The sequence below is a fragment of the Nocardioides sp. NPDC054178 genome (assembly GCF_055585005.1).
Genome location: NZ_JBVJKY010000004.1, coordinates 126912 through 149828, shown reverse-complemented (window position 1 = coordinate 149828; position 22917 = coordinate 126912). Strand labels below are relative to the sequence as shown.

At 69.9% G+C, this 22917-nt stretch carries 23 protein-coding genes; 8 read left to right on the top strand and 15 right to left on the bottom strand.

All coding sequences use genetic code 11. The features are described from left to right. Nucleotides 1-221 precede the first annotated feature (221 nt). Nucleotides 222-1433: a helix-turn-helix domain-containing protein gene (locus tag ACZ6WN_RS16665; protein WP_465866039.1), complete on the top strand. Its 1212-nt coding sequence runs from the start codon at nt 222-224 to the stop codon at nt 1431-1433. Between the two features lie 17 nt (nt 1434-1450). On the opposite strand, the gene ACZ6WN_RS16660 is transcribed toward ACZ6WN_RS16665, so the two are convergent. Further along, nucleotides 1451-2104 carry a YdcF family protein gene (locus tag ACZ6WN_RS16660; protein ID WP_465866038.1) on the bottom strand — a complete coding sequence of 218 codons (654 nt, stop codon included), beginning with the start codon at nt 2102-2104 and terminating at the stop codon, nt 1451-1453. 82 nt (nt 2105-2186) lie between these two features. Here ACZ6WN_RS16660 and ACZ6WN_RS16655 point away from each other — a divergent pair, with 82 nt between their 5' ends. Further along, nucleotides 2187-2666: a GNAT family N-acetyltransferase gene (locus tag ACZ6WN_RS16655; protein ID WP_465866036.1), complete on the top strand. Its 480-nt coding sequence runs from the start codon at nt 2187-2189 to the stop codon at nt 2664-2666. A 3-nt stretch (nt 2667-2669) separates the two neighbouring features. Here the strand turns inward: ACZ6WN_RS16655 and ACZ6WN_RS16650 are convergent, their stop codons facing one another. The 6 genes from ACZ6WN_RS16650 to ACZ6WN_RS16625 all read right to left on the bottom strand — a co-directional run bounded on the left by ACZ6WN_RS16650 (nt 2670) and on the right by ACZ6WN_RS16625 (nt 10989). Beyond that, nucleotides 2670-4043: an NAD(P)-binding protein gene (locus ACZ6WN_RS16650; RefSeq protein WP_465866035.1), complete on the bottom strand. Its 1374-nt coding sequence runs from the start codon at nt 4041-4043 to the stop codon at nt 2670-2672. 73 nt (nt 4044-4116) lie between these two features. Beyond that, complete coding sequence (locus ACZ6WN_RS16645) at nt 4117-5328, bottom strand: 2Fe-2S iron-sulfur cluster-binding protein (RefSeq protein WP_465866033.1); 1212 nt, start codon at nt 5326-5328, stop codon at nt 4117-4119. Continuing rightward, a complete protein-coding gene (locus tag ACZ6WN_RS16640) occupies nt 5328-6233 on the bottom strand; it encodes an FAD binding domain-containing protein (protein WP_465866031.1) in 906 nt (301 codons plus the stop codon). The genes ACZ6WN_RS16645 and ACZ6WN_RS16640 overlap by 1 nt, the downstream gene beginning before the upstream one ends. Nucleotides 6234-6237: 4 nt before the next feature. Beyond that, entirely contained in the window at nt 6238-7017 is a 780-nt protein-coding gene (locus ACZ6WN_RS16635) for an enoyl-CoA hydratase/isomerase family protein (protein WP_465866030.1), read from the bottom strand. 1 nt (nt 7018) lies between these two features. After that, nucleotides 7019-9421 carry a xanthine dehydrogenase family protein molybdopterin-binding subunit gene (locus tag ACZ6WN_RS16630; protein WP_465866029.1) on the bottom strand — a complete coding sequence of 801 codons (2403 nt, stop codon included), beginning with the start codon at nt 9419-9421 and terminating at the stop codon, nt 7019-7021. After that, nucleotides 9418-10989 carry a class I adenylate-forming enzyme family protein gene (locus tag ACZ6WN_RS16625; protein WP_465866027.1) on the bottom strand — a complete coding sequence of 524 codons (1572 nt, stop codon included), beginning with the start codon at nt 10987-10989 and terminating at the stop codon, nt 9418-9420. The genes ACZ6WN_RS16630 and ACZ6WN_RS16625 overlap by 4 nt, the downstream gene beginning before the upstream one ends. A gap of 72 nt (nt 10990-11061) precedes the next feature. Here ACZ6WN_RS16625 and ACZ6WN_RS16620 point away from each other — a divergent pair, with 72 nt between their 5' ends. Together ACZ6WN_RS16620 and ACZ6WN_RS16615 are read left to right on the top strand one after the other, a co-directional pair. Continuing rightward, a complete protein-coding gene (locus ACZ6WN_RS16620; RefSeq protein ID WP_465866026.1) occupies nt 11062-11595 on the top strand; it encodes a PadR family transcriptional regulator in 534 nt (177 codons plus the stop codon). Nucleotides 11596-11843: 248 nt separating this feature from the next. After that, nucleotides 11844-13001, top strand: coding sequence for a benzoate/H(+) symporter BenE family transporter (locus ACZ6WN_RS16615; protein ID WP_465866025.1), 1158 nt, complete (start codon nt 11844-11846; stop codon nt 12999-13001). Between the two features lie 10 nt (nt 13002-13011). On the opposite strand, the gene ACZ6WN_RS16610 is transcribed toward ACZ6WN_RS16615, so the two are convergent. Continuing rightward, entirely contained in the window at nt 13012-13440 is a 429-nt protein-coding gene (locus ACZ6WN_RS16610) for a DUF309 domain-containing protein (RefSeq protein ID WP_465866024.1), read from the bottom strand. Nucleotides 13441-13520: 80 nt separating this feature from the next. Between ACZ6WN_RS16610 and ACZ6WN_RS16605 the strand changes: the two genes are divergently transcribed. Then, nucleotides 13521-14066, top strand: coding sequence for a YciI family protein (locus ACZ6WN_RS16605; RefSeq protein WP_465866023.1), 546 nt, complete (start codon nt 13521-13523; stop codon nt 14064-14066). A 61-nt stretch (nt 14067-14127) separates the two neighbouring features. Here ACZ6WN_RS16605 and ACZ6WN_RS16600 read toward each other — a convergent pair whose 3' ends face one another. Further along, nucleotides 14128-14331 (bottom strand): cold-shock protein, encoded by a 204-nt coding sequence (locus tag ACZ6WN_RS16600; RefSeq protein ID WP_141804077.1) that lies wholly within the window; start codon nt 14329-14331, stop codon nt 14128-14130. A 215-nt stretch (nt 14332-14546) separates the two neighbouring features. Continuing rightward, nucleotides 14547-16055 (bottom strand): sodium/proline symporter PutP, encoded by a 1509-nt coding sequence (putP, locus tag ACZ6WN_RS16595; protein WP_465866021.1) that lies wholly within the window; start codon nt 16053-16055, stop codon nt 14547-14549. 181 nt (nt 16056-16236) lie between these two features. On the opposite strand from putP, the gene ACZ6WN_RS16590 reads away from it, so the two are divergent. Continuing rightward, nucleotides 16237-16689, top strand: a complete 453-nt coding sequence (locus tag ACZ6WN_RS16590) for a hypothetical protein (RefSeq protein WP_465866020.1) — start codon at nt 16237-16239, stop codon at nt 16687-16689. A 30-nt stretch (nt 16690-16719) separates the two neighbouring features. Here the strand turns inward: ACZ6WN_RS16590 and ACZ6WN_RS16585 are convergent, their stop codons facing one another. From ACZ6WN_RS16585 to ACZ6WN_RS16565, 5 genes are read right to left on the bottom strand one after another with little or no spacing between them, the layout of a single operon-like run. Beyond that, on the bottom strand, nt 16720-17802 hold the full coding sequence (locus ACZ6WN_RS16585) for a sulfite oxidase (RefSeq protein ID WP_465866018.1): 1083 nt from the start codon (nt 17800-17802) through the stop codon (nt 16720-16722). Nucleotides 17803-17839: 37 nt separating this feature from the next. Then, a complete protein-coding gene (locus ACZ6WN_RS16580; RefSeq protein ID WP_465866017.1) occupies nt 17840-18700 on the bottom strand; it encodes an enoyl-CoA hydratase/isomerase family protein in 861 nt (286 codons plus the stop codon). Further along, nucleotides 18697-20082, bottom strand: a complete 1386-nt coding sequence (locus ACZ6WN_RS16575; RefSeq protein ID WP_465866016.1) for a Dyp-type peroxidase — start codon at nt 20080-20082, stop codon at nt 18697-18699. Before ACZ6WN_RS16575 ends, ACZ6WN_RS16580 begins: the two co-directional genes overlap by 4 nt. 1 nt (nt 20083) lies before the next feature. Beyond that, nucleotides 20084-21232, bottom strand: a complete 1149-nt coding sequence (locus ACZ6WN_RS16570; protein ID WP_465866014.1) for a DUF4331 family protein — start codon at nt 21230-21232, stop codon at nt 20084-20086. Nucleotides 21233-21258: 26 nt separating this feature from the next. After that, a complete protein-coding gene (locus tag ACZ6WN_RS16565) occupies nt 21259-21807 on the bottom strand; it encodes a hypothetical protein (protein WP_465866012.1) in 549 nt (182 codons plus the stop codon). Between the two features lie 188 nt (nt 21808-21995). On the opposite strand from ACZ6WN_RS16565, the gene ACZ6WN_RS16560 reads away from it, so the two are divergent. Further along, nucleotides 21996-22175: a hypothetical protein gene (locus ACZ6WN_RS16560; protein WP_465866011.1), complete on the top strand. Its 180-nt coding sequence runs from the start codon at nt 21996-21998 to the stop codon at nt 22173-22175. A gap of 154 nt (nt 22176-22329) precedes the next feature. After that, on the top strand, nt 22330-22887 hold the full coding sequence (locus ACZ6WN_RS16555) for a helix-turn-helix transcriptional regulator (protein ID WP_465866009.1): 558 nt from the start codon (nt 22330-22332) through the stop codon (nt 22885-22887). The last annotated feature ends 30 nt before the right edge of the window (nt 22888-22917 follow it).

Here is a 22917-nt window from a genome sequence, read left to right as displayed (position 1 = left end):
GGTTGCAGTCGCCATCTCAATACTCCCGCGGTCGTCCGGTTGGCTGACCCAGCGCCGAGGAGCCCTCGACGCCGGATCGTTCTTGACGCTATGGGCCGCTCGGTCTCATGGCCCCGCAGGAAATTCCGACCCGGAAGGAATTTCTGGGGTCACCTCGCCGGCCCCAAACGCACGGGAGACAACTGCACCCTTCCGGTGGCAGGCTCATTCCCGTGCGAGGGATGACGACGCAATTCACCGTGGGCGAGCGCATCGCCTGGTATCGGCGACGCCGTGGTCTCTCACAAGAAGTCCTCGCCGGCCGCGTTGGGCGCACGGCGGACTGGCTGAGCAAGATCGAGAACGGCCGTATCGACCTGGATCGGCTCTCGGTGCTTCGGCTCATCGCCGACGCCCTCGACATCACTTTGGCAGACCTGATCGCCGAGCCATCCCTGATGGAGTGGACCGAAGACAGCGGGCAGCACACCGTGCCAGCGCTCAGGTCCGTCCTCATGGACTACCGCCCCGGCACCGGGTTCCTCAGCGCGCCGACCATGAACCCGACAACCCTGGCAGACCTGATCACGCGGCTGGACGATGCCTGGAACGCCTACCAAGCGGCGCGCTTTGGGTACGTCACGGCCCAAGTCGCCGCCCTCATCCCGGACGCCAAGAGTGCTGTCGTGGCGTACGACGGCGACGACAGCCGCGTTGCATCCGGCAGACTTGCGCTCGCCTACCACCTCTCCGCGACTTTGCTCACCAAGCTCGGCGAGACCGACCTCGCCTGGACTGCCTCCAACAGAGGTATGGAAGCGGCGCGGCTCAGCGAGAACCCTGTCGTGATCGGATCGCTTCTACGGTCGCTCTCACACTCGCTCCAATCCGCCGGCGAATACGCTGAGGCGGTGCGTCTAACCCACGACGCCATCGAGTTCCTCGACCCCCACATGGCCAGCGCTGGACGCACGCTCACCTCGGTCTATGGCATGGCGCTGCTCGCCGGATCGATGGCAGCCGCACGGGCCGACGACCGAACCACCGTCCGAGACTTCCTCGATGGCGCCACTAGGGCGGCAACGCGCCTGGGCAGCGATCACAACCTGATGTGGACCGCGTTCGGGCCGACCAACGTCGCCATCCACCGAGTCTCGACATCCATGGAACTCGGTGATCTGCAGGTCGCGCTCTCGCTCGGTCCCACGCTCGATACGAGTGGCGTCCCCACCGAACGTCGGGTTCGGCACGCGCTCGAGCTATCCCGCGTCTACAGCAGCGCCAACCAGCGTGACGACGCGCTCGCCACGATCCTCGAGGCAGAGCAGGTCGCCCCCGAGCAGGTCCGATACCACTACCTCAGCCGCCACCTCGTGCAGACCTGGATCCGCACCCAGCGCGGCAAGCCGCCGCTGCGCCTCGTCGAACTCGCCGAGCGCGTCGGGGTGGCCTGAGCGTGGACCCGGATCTGTCAGACCGACTCGGCCACCAGGCGACTCGTGTACCCAGCCTCGACCAGACGCTCGTACGCGGCCATCGTCCTGTCGTCGATTTCCTGCGGCGTCGCGAATCCCTGTTCTGCGTACACCCACAGGCGCTGGGTGTCGCCGACCAGCATGTCCAGCACTCGCTTCTCGCTGCCGATCGACGCGATATACGCGCCCAGATCCTGCCTGCGAGCCGCACACACCACATCCAGCTCTGGCCACAGCTTCTGAGCCGTCGCGTACGCTCGCCGCTGCTGATACGGGCGGCTGATCAAGGTCGCAGTCGCCACGCTGACCTCGTGCTCGACGAGGAGGTCGCGGCTATACGTGAGGTTCTCGCCGGTGTTGGTCGCACGGTGTTCCACGAGGATCGCGCTGCGCGGCACTCCTAGCTCCTCGGCACGCTCGGCGAAATGGACCGCCTCGCCGCGTGGGAAATCCTTCACAGTCGTCGGCGCGTTCGCCCCGGTGAAGACGATCAGTGGGAATCGACCGGCAAGGAAAAGGTCCGCTGTGTGCTCAGCCACCCCGATGTCATGGCTACCCAGCGCGATTGCCACATCGGTCGTGCGAGGCTCCTCGGGAATTTGATGGAAGTCCCACAGAACACGGGCATCGTCGAGCGCGGTCGATGGCATCGGTTCAGTTTGCCATGCGAATCCGTCGGCGAGTCGCAAACTGGGTGGCAGTACCGACGGGGTTGCTGTCAATGTCGGTGCCATGGACGTCGAGGTACGCACCATCACCGCTGATGACTGGTCTCTCCTCCGCGAGGTCAGCCTGCGGGCGCTGGCCGACTCCCCCGACGCCTTCAGAAGGACGCTCGCCGAGGCCCAAGCACTCACGGAGGACTTCTGGCGGCAGCGGGCCGAGGGGTCGGCACCGATCCTGGTGGTGCTGGAAGACGGCCGAGGAGTCGCGATGGGTGGCGTCTTCGCTCCCCCGGACAGCACGGTCGCCTATGTCTGGGGCATGTGGACGGCGCCCGAGGCACGCGGCCGTGGGTACGCCGCCGGGCTCCTCACCGATCTGGTGAAGTGGTGCCGGGACCGCGATCTCGGCGTACGTCTGCACGTGACCGAGGGCAACCACGTCGCGCGTCGGCTCTATGTCGCCCGCGGCTTCGAGTCGACCGGTGTGTGGGAGCCGCTGCGGGAAGGATCGGCGCTGCGGGTCGAGGAGCTACAGCTGATGAGGTGACGCTCAGATCGATCCAGCGAGCTCAGCGAGCCGGGCGAGCCCGGGCTTGGTGTGCTTCGCCAGCCGCTCGCGCGCGTCGTCGAGGGCTGCGGATGCGGGATACCCCGGCGGGACCCGGGCGGGGTTGAGTGCGACCCCGTCCGACCATGCCTTGATGTCGGGCTCGGCCGTGAACGACATGGCGGCCCGGGTGCCCAGGACGTTCATCCGCGCCCACGTCGCCATCGTGTCGGGGAACGGGCTCGGCGGGCAGAGCCTGTTCTTCTCGGCGTCGGAGTCGCGCGTCGCCTCCACGTAGCCCGTCACGGCTGCGCCGAAGCAGGGGAAGCCGGCCCGGATCGGCTGCAGCGTGATCGCCTCGGGGCGCCAGACCGGGACCAGGGGCGGATACTTCAGCCCGTCGGCGGCACAGTGGACCACCAGGGCGTCGGAGGCGACGGCGACGGACCCGTCGGCGAAGGCGAGGGAGCCGCGGTCGACGTGGCGGAGGTGGCCGCGGCGTACGACGTTCTCGAGCGTACGCAGCTGCTCGAGCTCCCACGTCGCCAGCGTCGGCGCCTTGGCCATCGTCGGCATGACCGAGCGGTCGATGCGGAGCATGATGCCGGCCTCCTCGAGCCGGAGGAACAGGTCCTCGGGCGAGGCCGACTGCTCGGCGGCCTGCATCGTGTCGGCGGCCATCCCGAGGAAGATCGCGGGGTCAGGCTGGACCACGGCCCGGTTGAACATCCACGGGTCCCGCGGCCGCACCCAGCAGATCGCGTCGGGGTCGACGCCGCGCGAGAGCAGCCAGATGCACGCGTCGGTCGCGGTCTTGCCGGAGCCGACGACGACGTACTGGCTCGGCGCGTCCTCCAGGCGCGCGAGCTCGTTGACCGCCAGCACCCGGGCGCCCTCGGCGACGCCGAACGGCGGCGGCTTCTCGGCGGGGATGCTCGGAGCCAGGTAGCGGGCGTCGACGATCCGCGCCCCGGGCATCTCCAGGCGCTCCCCCGAGATGTGCGAGACGACGGTGCCGTCACCGACGTACTCGCTGTTCGGGAAGAACTGGACCTTCCCGGACTCCACCATCCGGTCGAGGATCCGGGCGTAGTAGGCGCAGATCTCCGCCTGGGTGGCCCGCTCCTGCAGCCCCTTCTCGGGCCCGCGCTGCTGCAGCTGCCCGCCGCCGAGCAGGGTCGAGGCGACGCCGTAGAACGCGGAGGCCTGGTGCAGGCGCACGAACGGGTATGCCTCCAGCCAGTGTCCGCTCACCCCGTGGCGCCGGTCGACCAGCGCCACCCGTACGTCGGCGTGCTCCGTCAGCGCGTCGGTGAACGCCATCCCCATGGCGCCGGCACCCACCACCAGGTAGTCGACATCGACCGTGCGACTCATGGAACCACCCAAGCACGCCGAGGGCGCTCGTGGTCAACAGCCGGCCGGGGCAATGCCACAGACGAGGTACGTCTCAGGCGCCCCGGCCGCGTGAGGTCAGCCGCCGGAAGAACCGTCGGACCCCGTCGACGATGGTGGCCAGCAGCAGGGAGACGGCGCCGGGCGGACGCGTACCCCCGGTCGGCTCCTCCTCCCCCGACGCGGCTCGGTCCACGGCGCGAGCGAACTCCTCGAACATCCGTCGGCTCACGTCGCCGGCGAGCGACCGGCCGAAGCCGGCGATGCGTCCGGTCAGGAAGACGCTGGCTTCGGCCTGCAAGGCGGTCCCGCCGCCGTCGATCTCGGCGGCCGTCATCACGATCCGGGCCTGCGCCCCGCCGCCGGTGTCCTTGCCCTGCGCTCTCATCACGATGCGATCGGCGGACTGCTCCTCGATGTGCGCGATCCCGTTGAACGCCATCCGCATCGGGCCGAGGGCGATGCGCGCCCGGCCCCGGTACCAGCCGGCGCCGAGGTCGTCGGTCAGCTCCGCACCCGGCAGGCAGCGCGCCAGCAGCCGGATGTCGTCGAAGACCCGCGCCACCTCGTCCGGCCCGGAGGCCAGCCGGCTGACGACATCGATCTGGATGGTCGGGTCGCCGGCAGGGATCTCGATCTCCTGGGGACGCTCGACCGGCTCATCCTCGACGGTGCTCTCGGCCGTGCCGGCTCCCGGGCTCATCGCACTCGTACGTCCCACGAGGGTGCGCTGCCCGCAGTTGCCCGGAGCGGGAAGAGCCCCGCGATGACCCTGGGCGACCTCGTCCACGGCGTCGATGATGTTGCGGTATCCCGTGCACCGGCACAGGACCCCGGAGAGCTCGGTGGGGAGGTCGTCGCGCTCCACCTCTGGCTCGTGGGACAGCAGGTCGTAGGAGCTCATCAGGAAGCCCGGTGTGCAGAAGCCGCACTGCAGGCCGTGGTGGCGGCCGAACGACTCCTGGAGGGGATGGAGCTCGTCGGGCCGACCCAGCCCCTCGACCGTGGTGATCTCGGCGCCGTCGAGCTGCACGGCGAACAGGAGACAGGCTCGCGCCGCATCGCCGTCGACGAGCACCGTGCACATGCCACAGATCCCGTGCTCGCAGCCGACGTGGGTGCCGGTGAGGCCGAGGTGATCGCGCAGGGCATCGGACAGGGTGACGCGGGCGGGCAAGGACAGCGCGACCTCGGTGCCGTTGATGGTCAGGTTCACATCGACGGCTTGGTCGGCCTCGGTGCGGGCGTGCGGCTGCGGCAGGTTCATCAGGAGCGTTCCTCGGACTCGGGATGTCTGGCTGACACGTACGCGCGGCTCACCTCGCGGGCGGCGAGAGCGCTGATCAGCCGGCGGCGGTAGGCGGGGCTGGCGTGGCTGTCGCCTCCGGTGTCGACGACCTCCTCGGCGACGTACGCGGTGTGCTCGGTGAGCGCGGAGAGCAGATCCGCCCGCGACGGATCCGGGCCGGTGATCTGGAGCGCAGCGTGGAGCTGCGGCGAGACATCCACGGTGACCGGTACGTCCGAGACACCGAAACACGTCAGCCGCGCGTCCACCGACTCGTCCGAGGCGCGAACCCGCACGGCCACGCCCGCCAGGGCGAAGTCGCCGTGCCGGCGGGCGAACTCCCCGAAGCCGAACCCCTCACCGGGCTTCGCGACCGGGAAGACCACCTCCGCGAGGAGCTCGTCCGACTCGATCACCGTCGAGAGCGCACCGGTGAAGAAGTCGGCGGCGGGCACGTGCCGGGTGCCGCGAGCACTCCTCAGCACCATCGTCGCCTCCAGGCAGGCAGCCACGGCGGGCAGCTCGGCCGACGGGTCCGCGTGCGCGATGCTGCCGCACACGGTGCCCCGGCTGCGTACCTCGCGGTGGCCGACCCACGGGAGGGCCAGCCGGATCAGCGGAACGGCCGCGGCGACCTGGTCCCGCTGCAGCTGCCGCTGGCGAACGGTGGCGCCGACCCGAAGGGACCCGTCGTCGCGGGAGAGCCCGCTCAGCTCCGGCACCGCGTTGATGTCGATCAGCTGAGCCGGCCGCCCCAGACGCATCGCGAGCACCGGCACCAGCGACTGTCCACCGGCGATGACCTTGGACCCGTCACGGGACAGCTCGGCCACCACCTCGGCGACGCTGCCGGGCCGGACGTACGCGAACGGCGCGGCCTTCACGTGATCACCGGCCCTCGAAGCGCGGCGGGCGCTTCTCCCCGAACGCGGCGACGCCCTCGGCGAAGTCGTGGCTGGCCCTGAGCATCGAGTACGCCTTCCGCTCGAGCTCGATGCCGGTGTAGAGCGGGCCGTCGACCCCTCGGTCGAGCACCTCCTTCGCGGTCCGCATCGCCATCGGCGAGTAGCCGAGCAGCTTGCTCACGACCTCGTCGACGGTCTTCTCCAGCTCCTGCGCGTCGGCACAGTTGTGCGACGTCAGGCCCCAGTCGAGCGCCTGCTGACCGGTGATCCGCTCCCCCGTCAGGATGTGGTACTTGGCGCGGGAGAGCCCGATGAGCCGCGCCAGACGCTGGGTTCCGCCGCTGCCGGGGATCATCCCGAGCTTCATCTCCGGCAGCGCGAACCGGGAGCGGTCCGTCGCGATGCGGATGTCGGCCGACAGCGCGAGCTCGAGCCCGACGCCGAAGCAGTAGCCGTCGATGGCGACGATGACCGGCTTGGGGCTTCGGGCCGCCGCCGTCACGTCCTGCCCGAGGTCGGTGAGGTCGACGGGCTCGACCTCCATGAACCCGGCGATGTCACCGCCCGAGGTGAAGTGCTCCCCCTCGGCCCGGATCACCACGACCTGGACACGATCGTCCGCGTCGATCTCCCGGAACCGCTCCGCCATCACCCGACGGGTCTCCATCGTGATGATGTTGTAGCGCCCGTGGTCGAGCACCAGGTGGGCAACGCGCCCGTCGTGGCTGTGCTCGAGCCGGATCTCGCCTCCGGTGAGTGGCATGTCAGTTTCCCTTCGATGTGGTGAGCAGTTCGTGCAGTACGTTTCCGTGCAGCGGCAGCGAGTCGACCGTGACGCCCTCGCCGGAGAGTGCGTCGGCGACGGCGTTGGCGATCGCCACCGGGAGGCTCATCGAGCTGCCTTCACCGCAGCCCTTGGCACCGAGCCTGGTCAGGGGTGAGGGCGTCTCCAGGTGGTCGCTGGTCAGCGGGAAGACCGACTCCGCCGACGTCGGGCACAGGTAGTCCATGAAGGTGCCCGCGGTGGGCTGGCCCGCGTCGGAGTAGGTCATCTCCTCGTAGAGCGCGCCGCCCAGCGCCTGCGTGATCGCGCCGTGCACCTGGCCCTCCAGGAGCGTCTTGTTCAAGATCGTGCCGGCGTCGTGGACGGTGGAGAGATCCTCGATCCTCACCGTCAGCGTCTCCCGGTCGATCCGCACGACCACGACGTCGGCGACGAAGCCGTAGCAGAGGCTGGAGTTGATCTGGTCGGTGCGGGAGGCCGCCTTCGACTGCGGGGGCGTGTACGCCGCCTCCTCGTAGAGCCGGGCCGAGAAGCCGTCCGGCAGGGAGCCGGGATCCCAGTGGATGAGCCCGGCCGCGTGCCGGAACGCGACCGACCGCTCGTGGTCGTCGACGACCCGCACCGTTCCCTCGGCCAGCTCGAGCCGCTCGGGCTCCACCTCGAGGAGCACGGAGGCGGCCACCTTGATGGACTCCGCGATCCGGTCGGTGGCCTCGAGCAGCGCGCTCGTCAGGAGCGGGGAGAACCGCGAGGAGTAGCTTCCCGAGCTGATCGTCCACGGCGTGGTGGCGGTGTCCATCTCCACCCGTGGGCGGACCTGGTCGGCCGGCAGGCCGAGGTGCTCGGCGACGATGTCGCGGGCCACCGTGGCGTGCCCCTGCCCCTGCGGGACCGTTCCGAGGAGCACGCCGACGATCCCCTGCGGGTCGACCGTGACGCGCACGTGCTCGGTCGACCCCGACTTGCCACGCTTGGCGGTCCGGTCCCGGACCGGGGTAGCCAGTCCGACGTACCCGATGTTCGTCGCCGACGGGTCGACGACCGTCGCGACCCCGATCCCCATCCACTCACCGTTCTCGCGGGCGACCGCCTGCTCCTTGCGGAGCTGCTGGTAGCCGACGTTGTCGAGGGCGAGCTCGAGGGCTCGCTGGTAGTCCCCGGAGTCGTAGATGCCGCCGCTCGGGGTGGCGTAGGGGAAGGCGTCCGCCGAGACCAGGTTGCGCCGACGGACCTCCGCGGGGTCGAGACCGCGCTCGCGGGCGATGTCGTCGATGAGCCGCTCCAGACCGAAGTACAGCTGCTGCCCACCGAATCCACGGTTGAGCCCGGTGGGCGCCTTGTTCGTGACCACGGCGCGTGCCCGGATGCCCACGGCGTCGATCTGGTAGGCGCCGGTGATGTTGCCGAAGCAGCGGTAGAGCGTGCTCGGCTCCGGAGGCCTCATGTAGGCGCCGACGTTGTCGACGAGGTCGACCCGCAGCGCGCTGATCACCGCGTCGTCGTCCACCGCGGCCTCGAACGTCATCATCCGGTCGGAGCCGGCCGAGCTCGCCAGGAGGTGCTCGAGCCGGTCCTCGGTCCATCGCACCGGCCGGCCCGCGTGCTTGCTGGCCAGAGCCATCAGCGCGACGTACGGGTAGACCCCGGACTTGATGCCGAAGCTGCCGCCGATGTCTGCGGGAACCACCAGGCGCAGCGACGAGGTGGGGATACCGAGCGCCCCGGCGACCACGGGTGCCATCGAGAACGGGCCGTGGAAGTTGGCGTGGGCGGTGATCTCGGGGCCGTCGGCGCCCTCACGCCAGTCGGCGACCACGACGTAGCACTCCATCGGTGTCGAGGAGTAACGCGGGAAGGAGTAGCTGCGGGAGACGACGTGCGGCGCCTCGGCGAAGGCGGTCTCGACCTCGCCGAAGGTGAACTCACGGTCGGTCGCGACGTTGCTCTCGGACTCCTCGTGCAGCAACGGGGCGTCCGGCAGCAGCGCCTGGTCGGTGCGGACGACGACCGGAAGCGGTTCGTACTCGATCTCCACCAGCTCCGCGGCGTCCTCGGCCAGATAGCGGTCGGAGGCCACGACGACCGCGACGGGCTCGCCCACGAAGCGGGTCTTGTCGGTGGCGGTCGGGTAGTAAGGATGCGGCGTCTTCACCGAGAGCGGGAACGGCTTGAGCGTCGCCAGCACCTCCTCGGGACCGATCACTGCCGCCACGCCGGGCATCCGGCGGGCCTTGTCGAGGTTGATCGACCGGATCCGGGCGTGCGCGTGGGGGCTGCGGACCACCGCCGCCACGAGGGTCCCCGGAAGCGGGTCCAGGTCATCGAGGAAGCGCCCCTGACCGGTCAGCAGCGCGGCGTCCTCGATACGAGCGAGCCGGGTCACGCGGGAGCACCTTCCTCGGTGTCGGCAAGGGTCTCGAACTCACCTGCGGTGAGGCGGCGGCGCAGGATCTTGCCCACGGCCGACTTGGGGATCTGGTCCACCACGACGTACCGCTTGGGTCGCTTCAGCGACGGCAGGCCCGATCCGTCCCGGGCGAACTGCTCGACCTTGGAGAGCGTGGTCTCGGCAGAGTCCTCCGGGCGTCCCACGATGAACGCGGTGACCGCCTGTCCCCACTTGTCGTGCGGGGTGGCCGCGACGATGACCTCCTGCAGGTCCGGGCAGGCGGCGAGCGCGTGCTCGATCTCCTCGGGGTAGATGTTCTCGCCGCCCGAGTTGATCATGTCGTCGACGCGTCCCGAGACCCACAGGTCACCGTCCTCGTCGGCGACGGCGAGGTCGTTGGTGTAATACCAGCCGTCCCGGATGGCCTTGGCGTCGGCGTCGGGCCGGTTCCAGTAGCCGGCGAACGCCTCGGGGCTGTCCAGGGAGGCGATCACCTGCCCGCGCTCACCGTCCGCCACGATCTGGTCGGGGCTCGCGCCGGGATCGGGGTCGATGAGCCTGATCCGGGAGAACAGCCCGGCCCGGCCGGCACAGCCGGGCTTGCTGATGTTCTCGGGGCCGATCGTGAACGTGTAGATCTCGGTGCTGCCGTAGTGGTTCACGAAGCGCGCGGGATCGACCGCGTCCACGAGCCGTCGGGCGAGGGTCGGGGTCATGGAGGCGCCGGCGTAGGCCAGGTTGCGCACCGACGGTGCCTCGCCAAGCCGGTCGCCCTGCATCAGGGTCCAGTACATCGTCGGGACGAGGTAGAGCGAGCTGACCTCTTCGGCGACGATCAGCTCGAGCGCCTCATCAGCGTCGAACCGGGCCTGCGGCACCCAGGTGCCCGCCGACACCACGCTCGCGAGCAGCGTACGCAGACCCATCGTGTGGAACAGGGGCATGACGCCGAGGGTCGCCTCACCGGGACCGTGGCCGGTCTGGACCAGGTGCGCCAGCGCGGCGTAGTGCTCGGCGCTGTGGGTGCGCGGGACGCCCTTGGGCTTCCCGGTCGTCCCGGAGGTGTACAGCATGACGCTGATGTCGTGGCTCTGCGGTCTGGCCGGCACGACCGTGCTCGGCGCCCGCTCGGCGACTCGCGCGACGGACGGGACCCCAGCCGGGGCGTGGTCTCGATGACCCGCCCAGACCAGCGGCGGAGGCTTCTCGACCATCTCCAGGGCTCCGAGGACGAGGTCGTGGGTGTGCTCGTCCACCGCGATGAGCGCAGGATCGCAGTCGCCGATGCAGTAGGCGAGCTCTTCCATGCCGATACGGGTCGAGAGTGGCAGCGACGTCACCCGGGCCTTCTGGGCAGCCAGGTGCAGCGTCGCCAGCGGCTCGCCTCCTTGGAGCATGAAGATCGCGCGGCTGCCTTCGCCCGCTCCGAGCTCGTGCAGGGCGTGGGCACAACGCTCGGTGCGCTCGTCCCACTCGGCGTACGACATCGGCTCGGAGCCGCCGACCGCGCGGCGGTGCGGATATCTCTCGGTGGTCCACCGCAGGGCTGTCGCAAGGTCCATCATGCCGACTCCTACCGTACAGTTCGTATCGTCTGTTTCGGACGTTCAGGACCCTACGATACGCTTCAGACCGTGTCAACACCGAAACTGACCCCTACCTCCTACGTCGTGCTGGGCATGGTGTCGATGCGAGGACCGTCGACGTCGTACGACCTCAAGCGCGCCGTCAACCGCTCCGTCGGCTACTTCTGGCCCTTCCCGCACGCGCAGCTGTACTCCGAGCCGAAGCGGCTGGTCGACCTCGGCCTCCTCGAGGTGCACCAGGAGGAGGTCGGCCGGCGACGCCAGCTGTACTCGGCCACCCCTGCCGGCCTCGATGCCCTCAAGTCGTGGCTGAGCGAGCCCACGACCGAGCAGATGCAGGTGCGCGACGTCGCCGAGCTCAAGCTCTTCTTCGCCGAGTTCGCCCAGGCCGAGGACGTCCTCCAGCTGGCGCGAGAGCAGATCGAACAGCACCGCGAGCGGATCAAGGTCTACACAGGGATGCAGGAGATGTTCAAGGACCGCGAGGACGTGGCCGACCGCATGGTCCCCCTCGGGCTCGGCCTGGCGATGGAGCACGCCGCCCTCGACTTCTGGGAGAAGCTCGAGAAGGAACGCAGCTAGCCGGGCACCCGAACAGCCGCCCTTGACAGCGCTCTGGGAGCAGCCCTAGGTTTCGATAGTCCAAACCAGACGGTCGCTTTCAGACCGTACGTCGTGACATCGAGGTGGCCCCCATGACCAGCCCCACCACTGGCTCCACCAGCCAGCCCACTCCCCCAGCGACTCGCGCCGGCCGCACTCTGGTCGAGCCGGGGCCCGGATTCAGGTCAGGACTTCGCGACCTACGACGACACGTGGGGGTGGCTCCGGTGAGCGCCGGCCTGGTCGCCGCCATCTTCGGGTGCACCGGGCCCGCCCTGATCATCATCAACGGGGCCCACAAGGCAGGACTGTCCGACGCGCTCGTCACCTCGTGGATCTTCGGCATCTACGTCTTCGGCGGCCTCATCTCGCTGGTCCTCGGCCTCTACTACAAGATGCCCGTCACCGGCGCCTGGAGCATCCCCGGCGCGGTCCTCGTGGTCGGCGCCCTGGCGGACTTCGAGTTCAGCGAGATGGCCGGCGCCTTCCTGGCCGCCGGTGTGCTCGTGCTCGCGCTGGGCCTCACCGGGCTGCTCCCCCGGCTGGCCGCATGGCTCCCGGTGCCGATCGTGATGGCGATGATCGCCGGCGCGCTGATCCGCTTCGGCACCGGCGTGGTGGACGCAGGCGTCCGCACCCCGGTGATCGTGATCGCCGCAGCGGTCGGCTATCTGCTGCTCACCCGCTTCGTCAGGTCCGTACCCGGCGTCGTCGGTGCGCTGGTCTTCGGCATCGTCGCCTCGCTGGCCACCGGGGCCTTCGGGTCCGCGGACGCCGATTTCGCGCTCTCCGCCCCGCAGCTGGTGGCACCCGCGTTCGACCTCAATGCCATCCTGGCCGTGGCGATCCCGCTCGCGGTGCTGGTCATCGGCGCCGAGAACGCCCAGGCCACCGGAGTGCTGATGGCCGAGAAGTACCGGCCTCCGGTCAACGCGATGACCCTGATCAGCGGCGTCGGAGGCATCCTGACCTCGTTCTTCGGCGGCCACAACGCGAACATCGCGGGGCCGATGACCGCCATCTGCTCCTCGGAGCAGGCCGGCGAGAACCGCGACGGCCGCTACGTCGCGACCGTGGTCAACGGCATCCTGTTCGCCCTCTTCGGCGTCTTCGCCGGGGTGGCGGTCGCCCTGGTGTCGATCCTGCCTCCGACGCTGATCGCCGCCGTGGCCGGGCTGGCCATGATCGGAGTGCTGGTCTCGGCCTTCCGCGGAGCGTTCGGCGGCACCAGGTTCCAGACCGGAGCGTTCGCCGCGCTCGTGATCGCCATGAGCGGCGTGACCATCCTCAACATCTCCGCCCCGCTCTGGGCGCTGCTCGGCGGAGTCCTGGTGTCCCTCGTCGTCGAGTCCAAGGACTTCAAGGCGGACACCGACCGGCCCTAGCCGCCCGGGCTCAGTCGCTCGGCACGCGGTCTCGGGCACACCCGACGAGCGCGCCGAGATCGAGGCCGTAGGCCGGGCCTTCGCCCCTCTCGTACGTCTCCAGCCGCCGCGCCGCGCGCTCGATCAGCCGGGAGGCGCCGACCGCGTTGCCGCGCTCGTGGTGGGTCAGGCCGACACACAGCTGGGCCAGCCCCTGCCACAGCTCACGCTCCTCCTCCGGGCACGACTTCCACCGCACCTCGAGCGCCTCGTGAGCCGCGAACGGACGCCCCTGGTCCAGGAGCTCGCGGGCGTACGCCAAGGTCTCCGCCGGCGGGAGCGGCTCCTCGGAGATGGGCTCGACCCCGACCTCACCGTAGGGCAGCGGACGGCCGAGCGCGTCGCGCGGCCGAGCCTGCTGCGCCCGCCCTTGGTCGTTCCGGTCGCGATCACCCGCCATGTCAGCCTCCTCGGCTCCACCCTACGGACCCGCCGAGATAACCGATTGCGCGGGAGGACGGGTGCGGTGAGTCTCAGCCCATGGAGTTCTTCTGCTACCACCGCGACCGCCCGGGGTCGACGCCACTGCGCACCGAGATGGTGGAGGAGCACTGGACCTACATGGATCGGTTCGCCGCGACGATGATCGCGCGAGGACCGACCTTCGCCGCCGACGACGAGACTCTGACCGGGAGCGTCCACATCCTCGACCTCCCGGATGCCACCACAGCCCGCGCGTTCGCGTTCGAGGAGCCCGGCTACCAGGCCGGTGCCTACCGGGACGTGCTGCTGCGGCGGTGGCGCAACACGCTCGGCCGCACGATGTGGGAGTTCGGCGACGGCGGGCCGGGCGACAACCGATACCTCGTCCTCGGGTTCTGCGAGCCGACGGACGACATCGACTTGCCGGACGGCGAGCAGCTGATCGCCTGCGGACCGCTCTTGTCCGACGACGGAGCCGTGGTGGTCGGGGCGGCCGTGCTGCTGGAGGCGGCCTCAGCGGGCGACGCGCAGCGGATCCTCTCCCCCGCTCGCTTCGCGGCGGTCGAGGTTCACCCGTGGGACTTCGGCGGGCGACCCGGGTGAGCGGCCGCCACACGCACGAAGGGCCCCGACCGCGGCTGCGGTCGGGGCCCTTCGTTGAAAATCAGGCGACGCGGACGTTCTCGGCCTGCGGGCCCTTGGGGCCGGCGGTGACGTCGAACTCGACCTTCTGGTTCTCGTCGAGCGACTTGTAACCGCTGGTCTGGATGGCGGAGAAGTGAACGAACACGTCCTCGCCGCCGCCGTCCTGCGCGATGAAGCCGAAGCCCTTGTCAGCGTTGAACCACTTGACGGTGCCCTGAGCCATGATCTTTTCCTTTGTTCGGTGCCGGGGCACTGTGCCCCGAGCCGCTGAAGACATCCATCTGTGCTGATGTCCAGCGAACCGAAAACCAGATAAAAGATACAAGCCGCAACGTGGTGTGCGGCCAGGACGGCTTACAGAGCCGTCCCTTCAACGCTTTGAACAGTACGCCATCGGGCCCGGGATCGCGGTTTCCACGAGATCCCGGGCCCGTCGGGTCAGACGCGAGCCGTCTCCTCGCGCGAACCGGCGGGGTCCAGCAGCCGGATCGCCTCGTCGAACTCGGCATCGATGTCCGGGTTCTCCCGGTAGGTCGCCAGGCTGACCACCACCGCGACGATCGCGTTGAGCGCGAAGCCCGGCACGATCTCGTACATCTGCGAGCTGAGCGCGTCGATGTTGCCCCACACGACGACCGTCACGGCACCGACCACCAGGCCTGCCAGCGCGCCGGCCGCGGTGAGCTTCCGCCACCACAGCGCCAGCAGGATGATCGGGCCGAAGGAGGCACCGAATCCCGCCCACGCGTAGGCGACCAGGTCGAGCACGGTCCCGCTCTTGGGCCAGGCCAGGACAGCGGCCACGACGGCGATCCCGAGCACGGCGAGCCGGCCGAACAGGACCAGCTGACGGTCGGAGGCGTCGTTCTTGAAGACCGCCTTGTAGAGGTCCTCCACCAGCGCCGAGGAGGTCACCAGGAGCTGGGAGGAGATCGTGCTCATGATCGCGGCGAGCACGGCGGCGAGCATGATGCCCGCGACCAGCGGGTGGAAGAAGATCTGCCCCAGCACGATGAAGACCGCCTCCGGGTCCTCGAGCGTCGCATCGGGGTTCTGCTGGTAGTAGGCGATGCCGACGAGGGCGGTGCCGACGGCGCCGAAGAGGCTCAGCATCATCCAGCCGATGCCGATCCGCCGCGCGGAGGCGGCCTCCCCCGCCGTACGCAGGGCCATGAAGCGGACGATGATGTGCGGCTGGCCGAAGTAGCCCAGCCCCCATGCGACCGCCGAGATGACGCCGAGGGCGGTCGCCCCCTCGAGCATGCTCAGCCGCGACGGGTCGACGGCACGGATGCTGTCCAGGGTCTCGGCGGGCCCGCCGGTCACGAAGAGACCGACGACCGGCACCAGCACCAGCGCGAGCAGCATGATCGCGCCCTGCACGAAGTCGGTGTAGGAGACCGCGAGGAAGCCACCGAAGAGCGTGTACGCCACCACGACCCCGGCGACGACCAGCATGCCGGTGTGGAAGTCCGTGCCGAAGGAGCTCTCGAAGAAGACGCCGCCGGCCACCATGCCCGAGGACACGTAGAAGGTGAAGAACACCAGGATGACGGCCCCGGAGGCCATCCGCAGCAGCCGCGAGGTGTCCTTGAGCCGGTTCTCCAGGAAGCTGGGCACGGTGATCGAGTCGCCCGAGACCTCGGTGTACGTCCGCAGCCGCGGTGCCACGACCTTCCAGTTGAGCCAGGCGCCGACGGTCAGGCCGACGGCGATCCAGCCCTCCATCAGCCCGGTCGCGTAGATCGCACCGGGCAGGCCCATGAGCAACCACCCGGACATGTCCGAGGCACCCGCGCTCAACGCACTCACCATCGGGCCGAGGTCGCGCCCGCCCAGCATGTAGTCGTCGAGGTTCGAGGTGCGCCGGTACGCCCAGGCGCCGATGCCGAGCATGGCGACCATATAGGCCACCAACGCCAGCATCTGATAGGTCAGGTCTGACATCGAGAAACTCCAAGATCGGGGGAATGCCGCCGCAGAACCTAACCCGTAGAGCGCGTTTGATGGTGATCGGCACCCCATGACCGCGCTGTCCCACGTCTTCGGCCGCTTGCCCTCGGCTCCGACGCGGGCACGCACCGTAATCGCCTGCGCGGCGAGGTCGCATGCCCTACGGTCTTCCGACGTGACCACGACTGTCGTGGTGGCCGGGATGGGCATCCTCGCCACCCTCCTCGGCGCCTGGTGGGGCGCGTTCTGGCAGCACCGGAACACCCGTGACCTGCAGCTGCTCGACGCCAGGGTCCGCGTCTACGGCCAGTGCGCCGCGAGCCTGTACGAGTTCGAGCGCGTCACCTACAGCCGCGTCAAGGCTCGCCTCGCCGACCTCTCCGACGCCGAGCGCGAGTCGTTGCGGCAGGAGGCGTACCGCAACAACTCGGCCGCCCGTGCCGCCATCGGCCAGCTGAGCGTCCTCAGCGCGGGCGGGGAGATCCCCCAGCGGTTCCAAGCCCTCCGTGAGGCGATCGGGGACCTCAACGACGTCGCAGGTCTCGACGACCTCCGGAAGCGGCACGACGAGATCTACGCGGACCTGGACCGGGTCCTGGAGCAGGCACGCGCCGACCTCGCCCGCTGACGCACCGGGCCTGTGGCGACGGACCTGGGGCTAGCGCCGGTCGACGTAGATGACCTCGATGGCGTTGTTCCCGTAGCCCAGGCGGTTCCACGGCGGTACGTCGGGCTGCACGTTCCCGGCAGCGTCGGTCGCTCTGGCTCGGAGGGTGTGCCGGCCGACGCCGATACCGTCCCAGGTGAAGCTCCAGTCCTGCCAGCCGAAGTCGCCCGCGGCGGCCGGCTCCAGCTGCGCCGGCTCCCAGTCGCCCGCGCCGGTGAGGCTGACCTCGACCTTCGTGACCGGACCGGTCCCCGACCAGGCCTTCCCGCGGACGGTGCAGGTCTCCTGGGTGAGGACCGAGCCGGGTTCCGGCTGGGTGATGCGGGCGCGGACCCGCATGAGCGTGACGGGCTCGTGCGGCCTGTCGGGCCACTCGTAGATGTAGTGACCGGTCTGGAACTCTCCGGAGTACGGCTCGGTCAGGACGTCGAGCCGGTCGAGCCACTTCACCGACGCGACGGCGTACCAGTGCGGGACGATCAGCCGGAACGGGGCGCCGTGGTCGCGCTCGAGGGGCCGGCCGTTCATCTCGTAGGCGATGAGGATCCCCGACTCCGGGTCGGTGGCCAGCGACAGCGGCAGCGCGCGGGTGAAGGTGAGATCGTCCTGGTCGGTCTCGGGAAGGACCGCCTGCAGGTGGTACGGCCCGTGGTCGGCGCCGGTGGCGAGGAGCTCGACCCCGTCGGCCGCCGGCTCGACGCTCGCGAGAACGTCGTGGAGCAGGGCTCCGGTCCACCGTGCCGTGGAGACCGCGAAGTCGCCCCACGGCTCGCCGGTCGGCAGCGGCCTCATCTCCAGGCGGCCGTTGCCGGCGCACTCGAGGGTGACCGTGCTCTGGTGGGCGGGCAGCGCGCGCAGGTCCTCGAGCGTCAGGGTCGTGGGCCTGCCGACGGCGCCGCCGATCTCCAGCGTGCCGTCGTGGTCGGGCACGGCGAAGTTGCTGCGTACGTAGTGCAGCTCGACAGGGGTGAGGTCCTCGGCCAGGGCGGCCGGCGGCGCCTCGGCGTTGTACGGCGCGGGGTTGATCATCACCAGGGCCGCACGGGCCGCCTCGAGCTCATCATCAACGGTCATGCTGGTTCAGCCTCCTGGGGACGGGTGAGGTGTGGGGTCAGAAGTCGGAGTCGGCGAAGGTGGGATCGCGGCCGTCGTTGAAGGCGCCGATGCCCTCGACGCGGTCGGGGTGGACCGCGGAGCGCCAGTGGGCGTCCATCATGATCGCGACGGCCTGCTCGATCGGCTGCCCCTCCCCCAGGTGCACGGCCCGCTTCACCGCCTGGACCGCGGTCGGCGAGTTGCCGGCGATCTTGTCGGCGATCGCCAGCGCCGCCGTGGCGAGGTCGCCGGGTTCGTGCAGCTCGTTGACCATGCCCAGCCGGTAGGCCTCCGTCGCGGGGACCGGGTCGCCGGTGAACAGCATCTGCAGCGCCTTGCCGCGCGGCAGCAGGCGAGGCAGCAGCGCCGGTGAGCCGCCCCCGGCCGCCAGGCCGAGCATCGCCTCGGGCTGGCCGAAGGTCGCCGTCGTCGAGGCGATGATGAAGTCGGTGCTCTGAGCCAGCTCGCAACCGCCGCCGTACGCGATCCCGTTGACCGCGGTGAAGATCGGCTTGCGCAGCTGGCGCACCGTGTACAGGGTGCGGTCGAAGGCCTGCCGCTGGCGCAGCCAGTCCTCCTTGGTCATCGCCTTGCGCTGTCGCAGGTCGCTCCCGACCGAGAACGCGCGCTCGCCGGCGCCCGTCAGGATGACGACCCGTACGCCGGTGCGCACCGCGATCTCCTCGACGACCTCGGTCAGCGCGGTGCCCATCTCGGTCGAGATCGCGTTGTCGGCATGGGGGCGGTTGAGCGTGACCCGGGCGACCCTGCCGTCGGAGAGGTAGTCGAGGAGGACCGGTGGTTCGGTCTCCTCGATGTCGGGGTCCGGTGGGGCGAAATCGAGTGCTGCCCAGCGATCGGTGCTCGAGGTGCTCATCTGCGTCCTCCCTGCGTGGCGGGGTCGTCGGGTTCCAGGTCGGCGAGCCAGTGCAGCGCGCTCAGGCTCGGGGCGAAGCAGTACTCGCCGCCGCGGGTGACCACGAACGGCGGCAGGTCCTGGAGCCGGCGCCGGATCGGTCGCTGCGGGATCGTGAACATTCCGGCCTCCGCACGGGGGCCGACGAGCGGGTCCGACTCGAGCGGGGCGCCGATGAAGATCCCGTCGTTGAGCCACTGGGTCTTCACGAACTCGAACTGCCGCTTCAGGTGCGCCCCGGCGAACACGAACATGATGCCGCGCTCGGCCCCGTCGTCCTCGAGCACGCCCTCGGGCAGTGCCGGGCCGTAGCTGGTGCCGCGCCGGATCATCCGGTGGAGGCGTACGTCGACGCTGCCCTCCTGGTCGAGGGCGTCGCGGGGGTTGGCGCGGCGCGCATGGGCACCGGCCGGGCACTTGAAGCCGCGGGGGTCATCGCCGTAGGCGAAGTCGTTGTTGCGGTCCGGGTCGCTCCCGAGCTCGGGGTCGTCGCGTTCCGGCGCGAGCGCGAGCGGGGCGCCGCTGGGCCAGCGACCGACCATCTTCGCGCCGAGAAGCTCCTCCTCCGCCCGCGACGCCGCCCTCGCCCGCAGATAGGACCGGTACGCCGCCACCTTGGTGTGCAGCTTGCGGAACACGACGTAGGTCCCGTTGCGTCCCAGCACCTCGGGCGACGGCATCGGCGCGAGCTCGCCCGTCTCGTCGGGGTAGCCGAGGATGATCTCCCCCGCCTTGAGCGGAGGCTCGTGCGAGTCCGTGGCAGGCCGACCGCTTCCTTCGACAGCCGGCTGACCGATGCCGTCCTTGAAGCCGAACGAGGTCCGGCCCGTCGCGAGCTGGTAGCAGTCCTGGCGCCACACGAGCTCGATCCCGGGCAGCTCGGCGTGCGCTCGGCGGGCCTTCTCGGCGACCAGCCCGAGCCGGTCCTCGTCCGGGGCGAGCACGGAGACGGCCACGTGCACGTCGCTGCTGCCGAGCGGTTCCTCCCAGTGCTCGGGAGCACTCTCCCCGACATCACCCAGGATCTCGGCCCGCGCCGCCATCCCCTGCCGGAACTCGGGGGCGAAGCTGTCGAGGGAGGCCTGCGGCACGCCGAGCGCCTCCAGCCCCCGATAGGTGAACGCGACCGTCAGCGAGGTCTCCCCCGCCTCGCTGGCCTCGCCGTCCTCGGCGAGGAGCCGGTGCAGCCGCCGGACCAGCTCACGGCCGTCGCGGCGATCACGGATGCTGAGCAGCAGGTAGACGCCGACGTACGGCGAGGGGCGCTCGAACAGTGCACCGGACTGGATGTCGTCCAGCTCGAGGGATACCCCGTCCATGTCGGTGTCCAGGTAAGTGTCCATGTCAGTGATGCTCCGGAGGCTCGGGCGGGTTCGGGTTCGCCGCAGCCAGATACGGGAACGTGGTGGTGGCCGGGCGGGTGGCGGCGTCGACGCCGTCACGGATCGTGGGGCCTCGGCCGGCGTTGACGAGCTGGGTGAAGAGCGCGTCCATCACGTCGTCGTTCAGAGCCCGGCCCCCGCACGTCCGGTGCGGCTCGCCACGTCGCGCGGCCAGCTCGATCTCGAGGAAGGATCCCTGCTCGGCGTACGGCAGGGTGGGGTCGACCACGAGATAGTCGGCGAGGACGAGGTCGGTGAGCGGGTGGCTCCCGTCGGCTCCGAGCGGCCAGTCCTGCGTGCCGTCGAGGCCGTCCCAGAACGCCAGGTTGGCATCGAGGCGCGCCCGGTAGGCCCCGCAGTAGGACTCGCCGAGGTGGAAGACGTCCTCCATGTTGTAGAGGTCGCGGATCTCCAGATCCCGGTTGACCTGGTCGAAGTCCTTCGGGGCCAGCATCATGTTCTTCACCTCGGGCCGGCCGACCCGTTCGATGCGTACGTTGAACTCGCCGCGGGTCAGGGTCTCGGCCACCACGCCGACGAGCGTCGGCCCGGGCAGGAGACCGGCGTCGATCTCGACCACGATGCTCAGCACGTTCTTGCCGTCCAGGAAGATCGACCCCTCCTCGGTGAACGCGAGCTTCCGCGTCGCGATCGTGGCCAGCGCGGCGCGGGCGTCCATGATGAACGGGTCCCACCGCACCCCGGCGAAGACGCGTACGCCGCCGCCGGCACCTCCGGCCTCGTCGTTGACGCGGAAGGTGACCTCCTCGCCGCCCGGCGTCACGCAGCTGCCGTGCTGCTCGTGGCCGGATGGACCGGTCTCCGGGTTCGCCACGTGCTCCGGCGGGTCGAAGACGCAGTCGAGGACCACTTCGTCCTCGCCCGCGACGAACGGCGCGCCGCTCGTGCCGGCGACGGGCACGCTCAGCGGCCGCAGCCGGAAGCGGTAGAGCAGACCCGCCGAGAACAGGTCGGTGGGTCTGGCCATCGGCAGCGTGTTCATCACCAGGACGAGGCGTCCCGGGGAGTCGGGGCTCGGGAACGCGTAGAAGTCGGTGATGTCCGCGATCGGGTCGGCCAGCGCGCGCGGCCCGGAGATGTGGTCGGACATCGCTGCTCCTCACCCCGCCCGCGCGGCTAGTCGGCGGCCTCGTCGAGCAGGGGCCGCATCGCGGGGTGCTCGAGGATCTCGGCGGCCTGCGGATGGTCGAGGACCTGCTGGAAGGCGCTGTTGACACGCAGCGCCTTGCGGATCTCCTTGACCGTCCCGCCGTAGTTGCGGGCGTAGGCCGCGGCGCGCTGCTCGGCTCCCAGGACGAAGGAGCGCACGGCCGCGACGTCCGGCAGCCCGTCGTACCCCTCGACGTGGCTGAAGATCACGTCGAAGAGGGACAGCGTCGGCCCCGAGGTGAAGAAGTCCTCCATGTAGGCGTCCCACGGACCGTCGAAGCTGGTGATGAACGCCAGCCGGGTGTCGTCGTCGAACAGCACAAACCGCGCCTCGTGGATGGTCTGGATCGCCATCCCGTAGTCGCCCGGCCGGTAGCCGGGCGTGTCCTGGAGCGCCGTCAGTGCGTCCCGCAGGGACGACGCAGCACCCGGTTTGACCCGGAAGAACAGGCTGAACTCGCTGGTCGGCCCGACTCTCAGCCCGGGCTGCGGGGCACCGACGTCCGATGTGGTCACGGGTTCCTCCAGGTTCCCCCGACTCGCCCACGGCACACCGGACGACCCAGGTATCCAGCTGGACCGACGCCAGCCCTCAGACCGTAGGACCGATGTCCGCACCGACGATTCACCCCCAGCGGATGAACCGGCCCGCGGGTGAGCAGCACTGCGTTTGGGTACCTGGAGACCAGAGAGGAGGCACGGCCATGTGGAACATCTCCCAGATCAACGCGCTACATCTCTCGCACGACCTGCCGTGCCCGCGGTGCGGCCATCCGGCACACGTCTACCTGGCGTGCGGTGGCCGATGCGACTGCGAGCCGACCTCGATGCCCGGCTCCGCGCTGCCCGCCGATCACCTCACGCCAGGCGAGGAAGCCGCCTGACGAGGGCAGACTAGGACGACGTACCCAGACGCGACGCCGCTGGGCGGGTTCCGACCAAGGGCTCTACCAATCCCCGCACCGTTCTGAGAAGGTCGAGGTTGTGGTGGGGTCAGGGGTGGTACGCGTCGCGGTGGTCAGCCCGCAGGAAGTCGTCATGCGCGGAGTCATCGCGATGCTCGACGACTATCCGGAACGCGTGGTCGTGGCGACAGTTCCGTCCGCTCATGCTCACGCGGTCGGTGTCGACGTGATCCTCTACGACACCTTCAACCTCTTCCTTGCCGGCGGGCACGAGCTCTCCGAGCTGCTGCACGAGGCGGACGCGAAGGTGCTGATCTTCAGTCGAGACCTGCGCCCCGACCTACAGGCCCAGGCCCACTCACTGGGCGCCACAGCCTGGATCTCGATGAGCGCGTACGCCGACGACCTCGTCCGCAGCATCGAGCTCACCGCCGCCGGCGAGCCGACCAGGGAGCCCCAGAGCGACCGGCAGTGCACAGGAACCGGGCTCACCACCCGGGAGATCGAGGTTCTCGACCTGATCGCCCAGGGGCTTCCCAACCAAGACATCGCCGAGAAGCTCACCATGAGCGGGAACACCCTCAAGACCCACATCCGACAGGCCTACCGGAAGGTCGGAGTCACCACCCGCAGCCAGGCGGTCAGCTGGGCCATCACCCACGGCCTCGCCTCGCCCGACGAGCTTCTGTGAACCGGACGCCGGCAAACGGCCGTTTCTCGA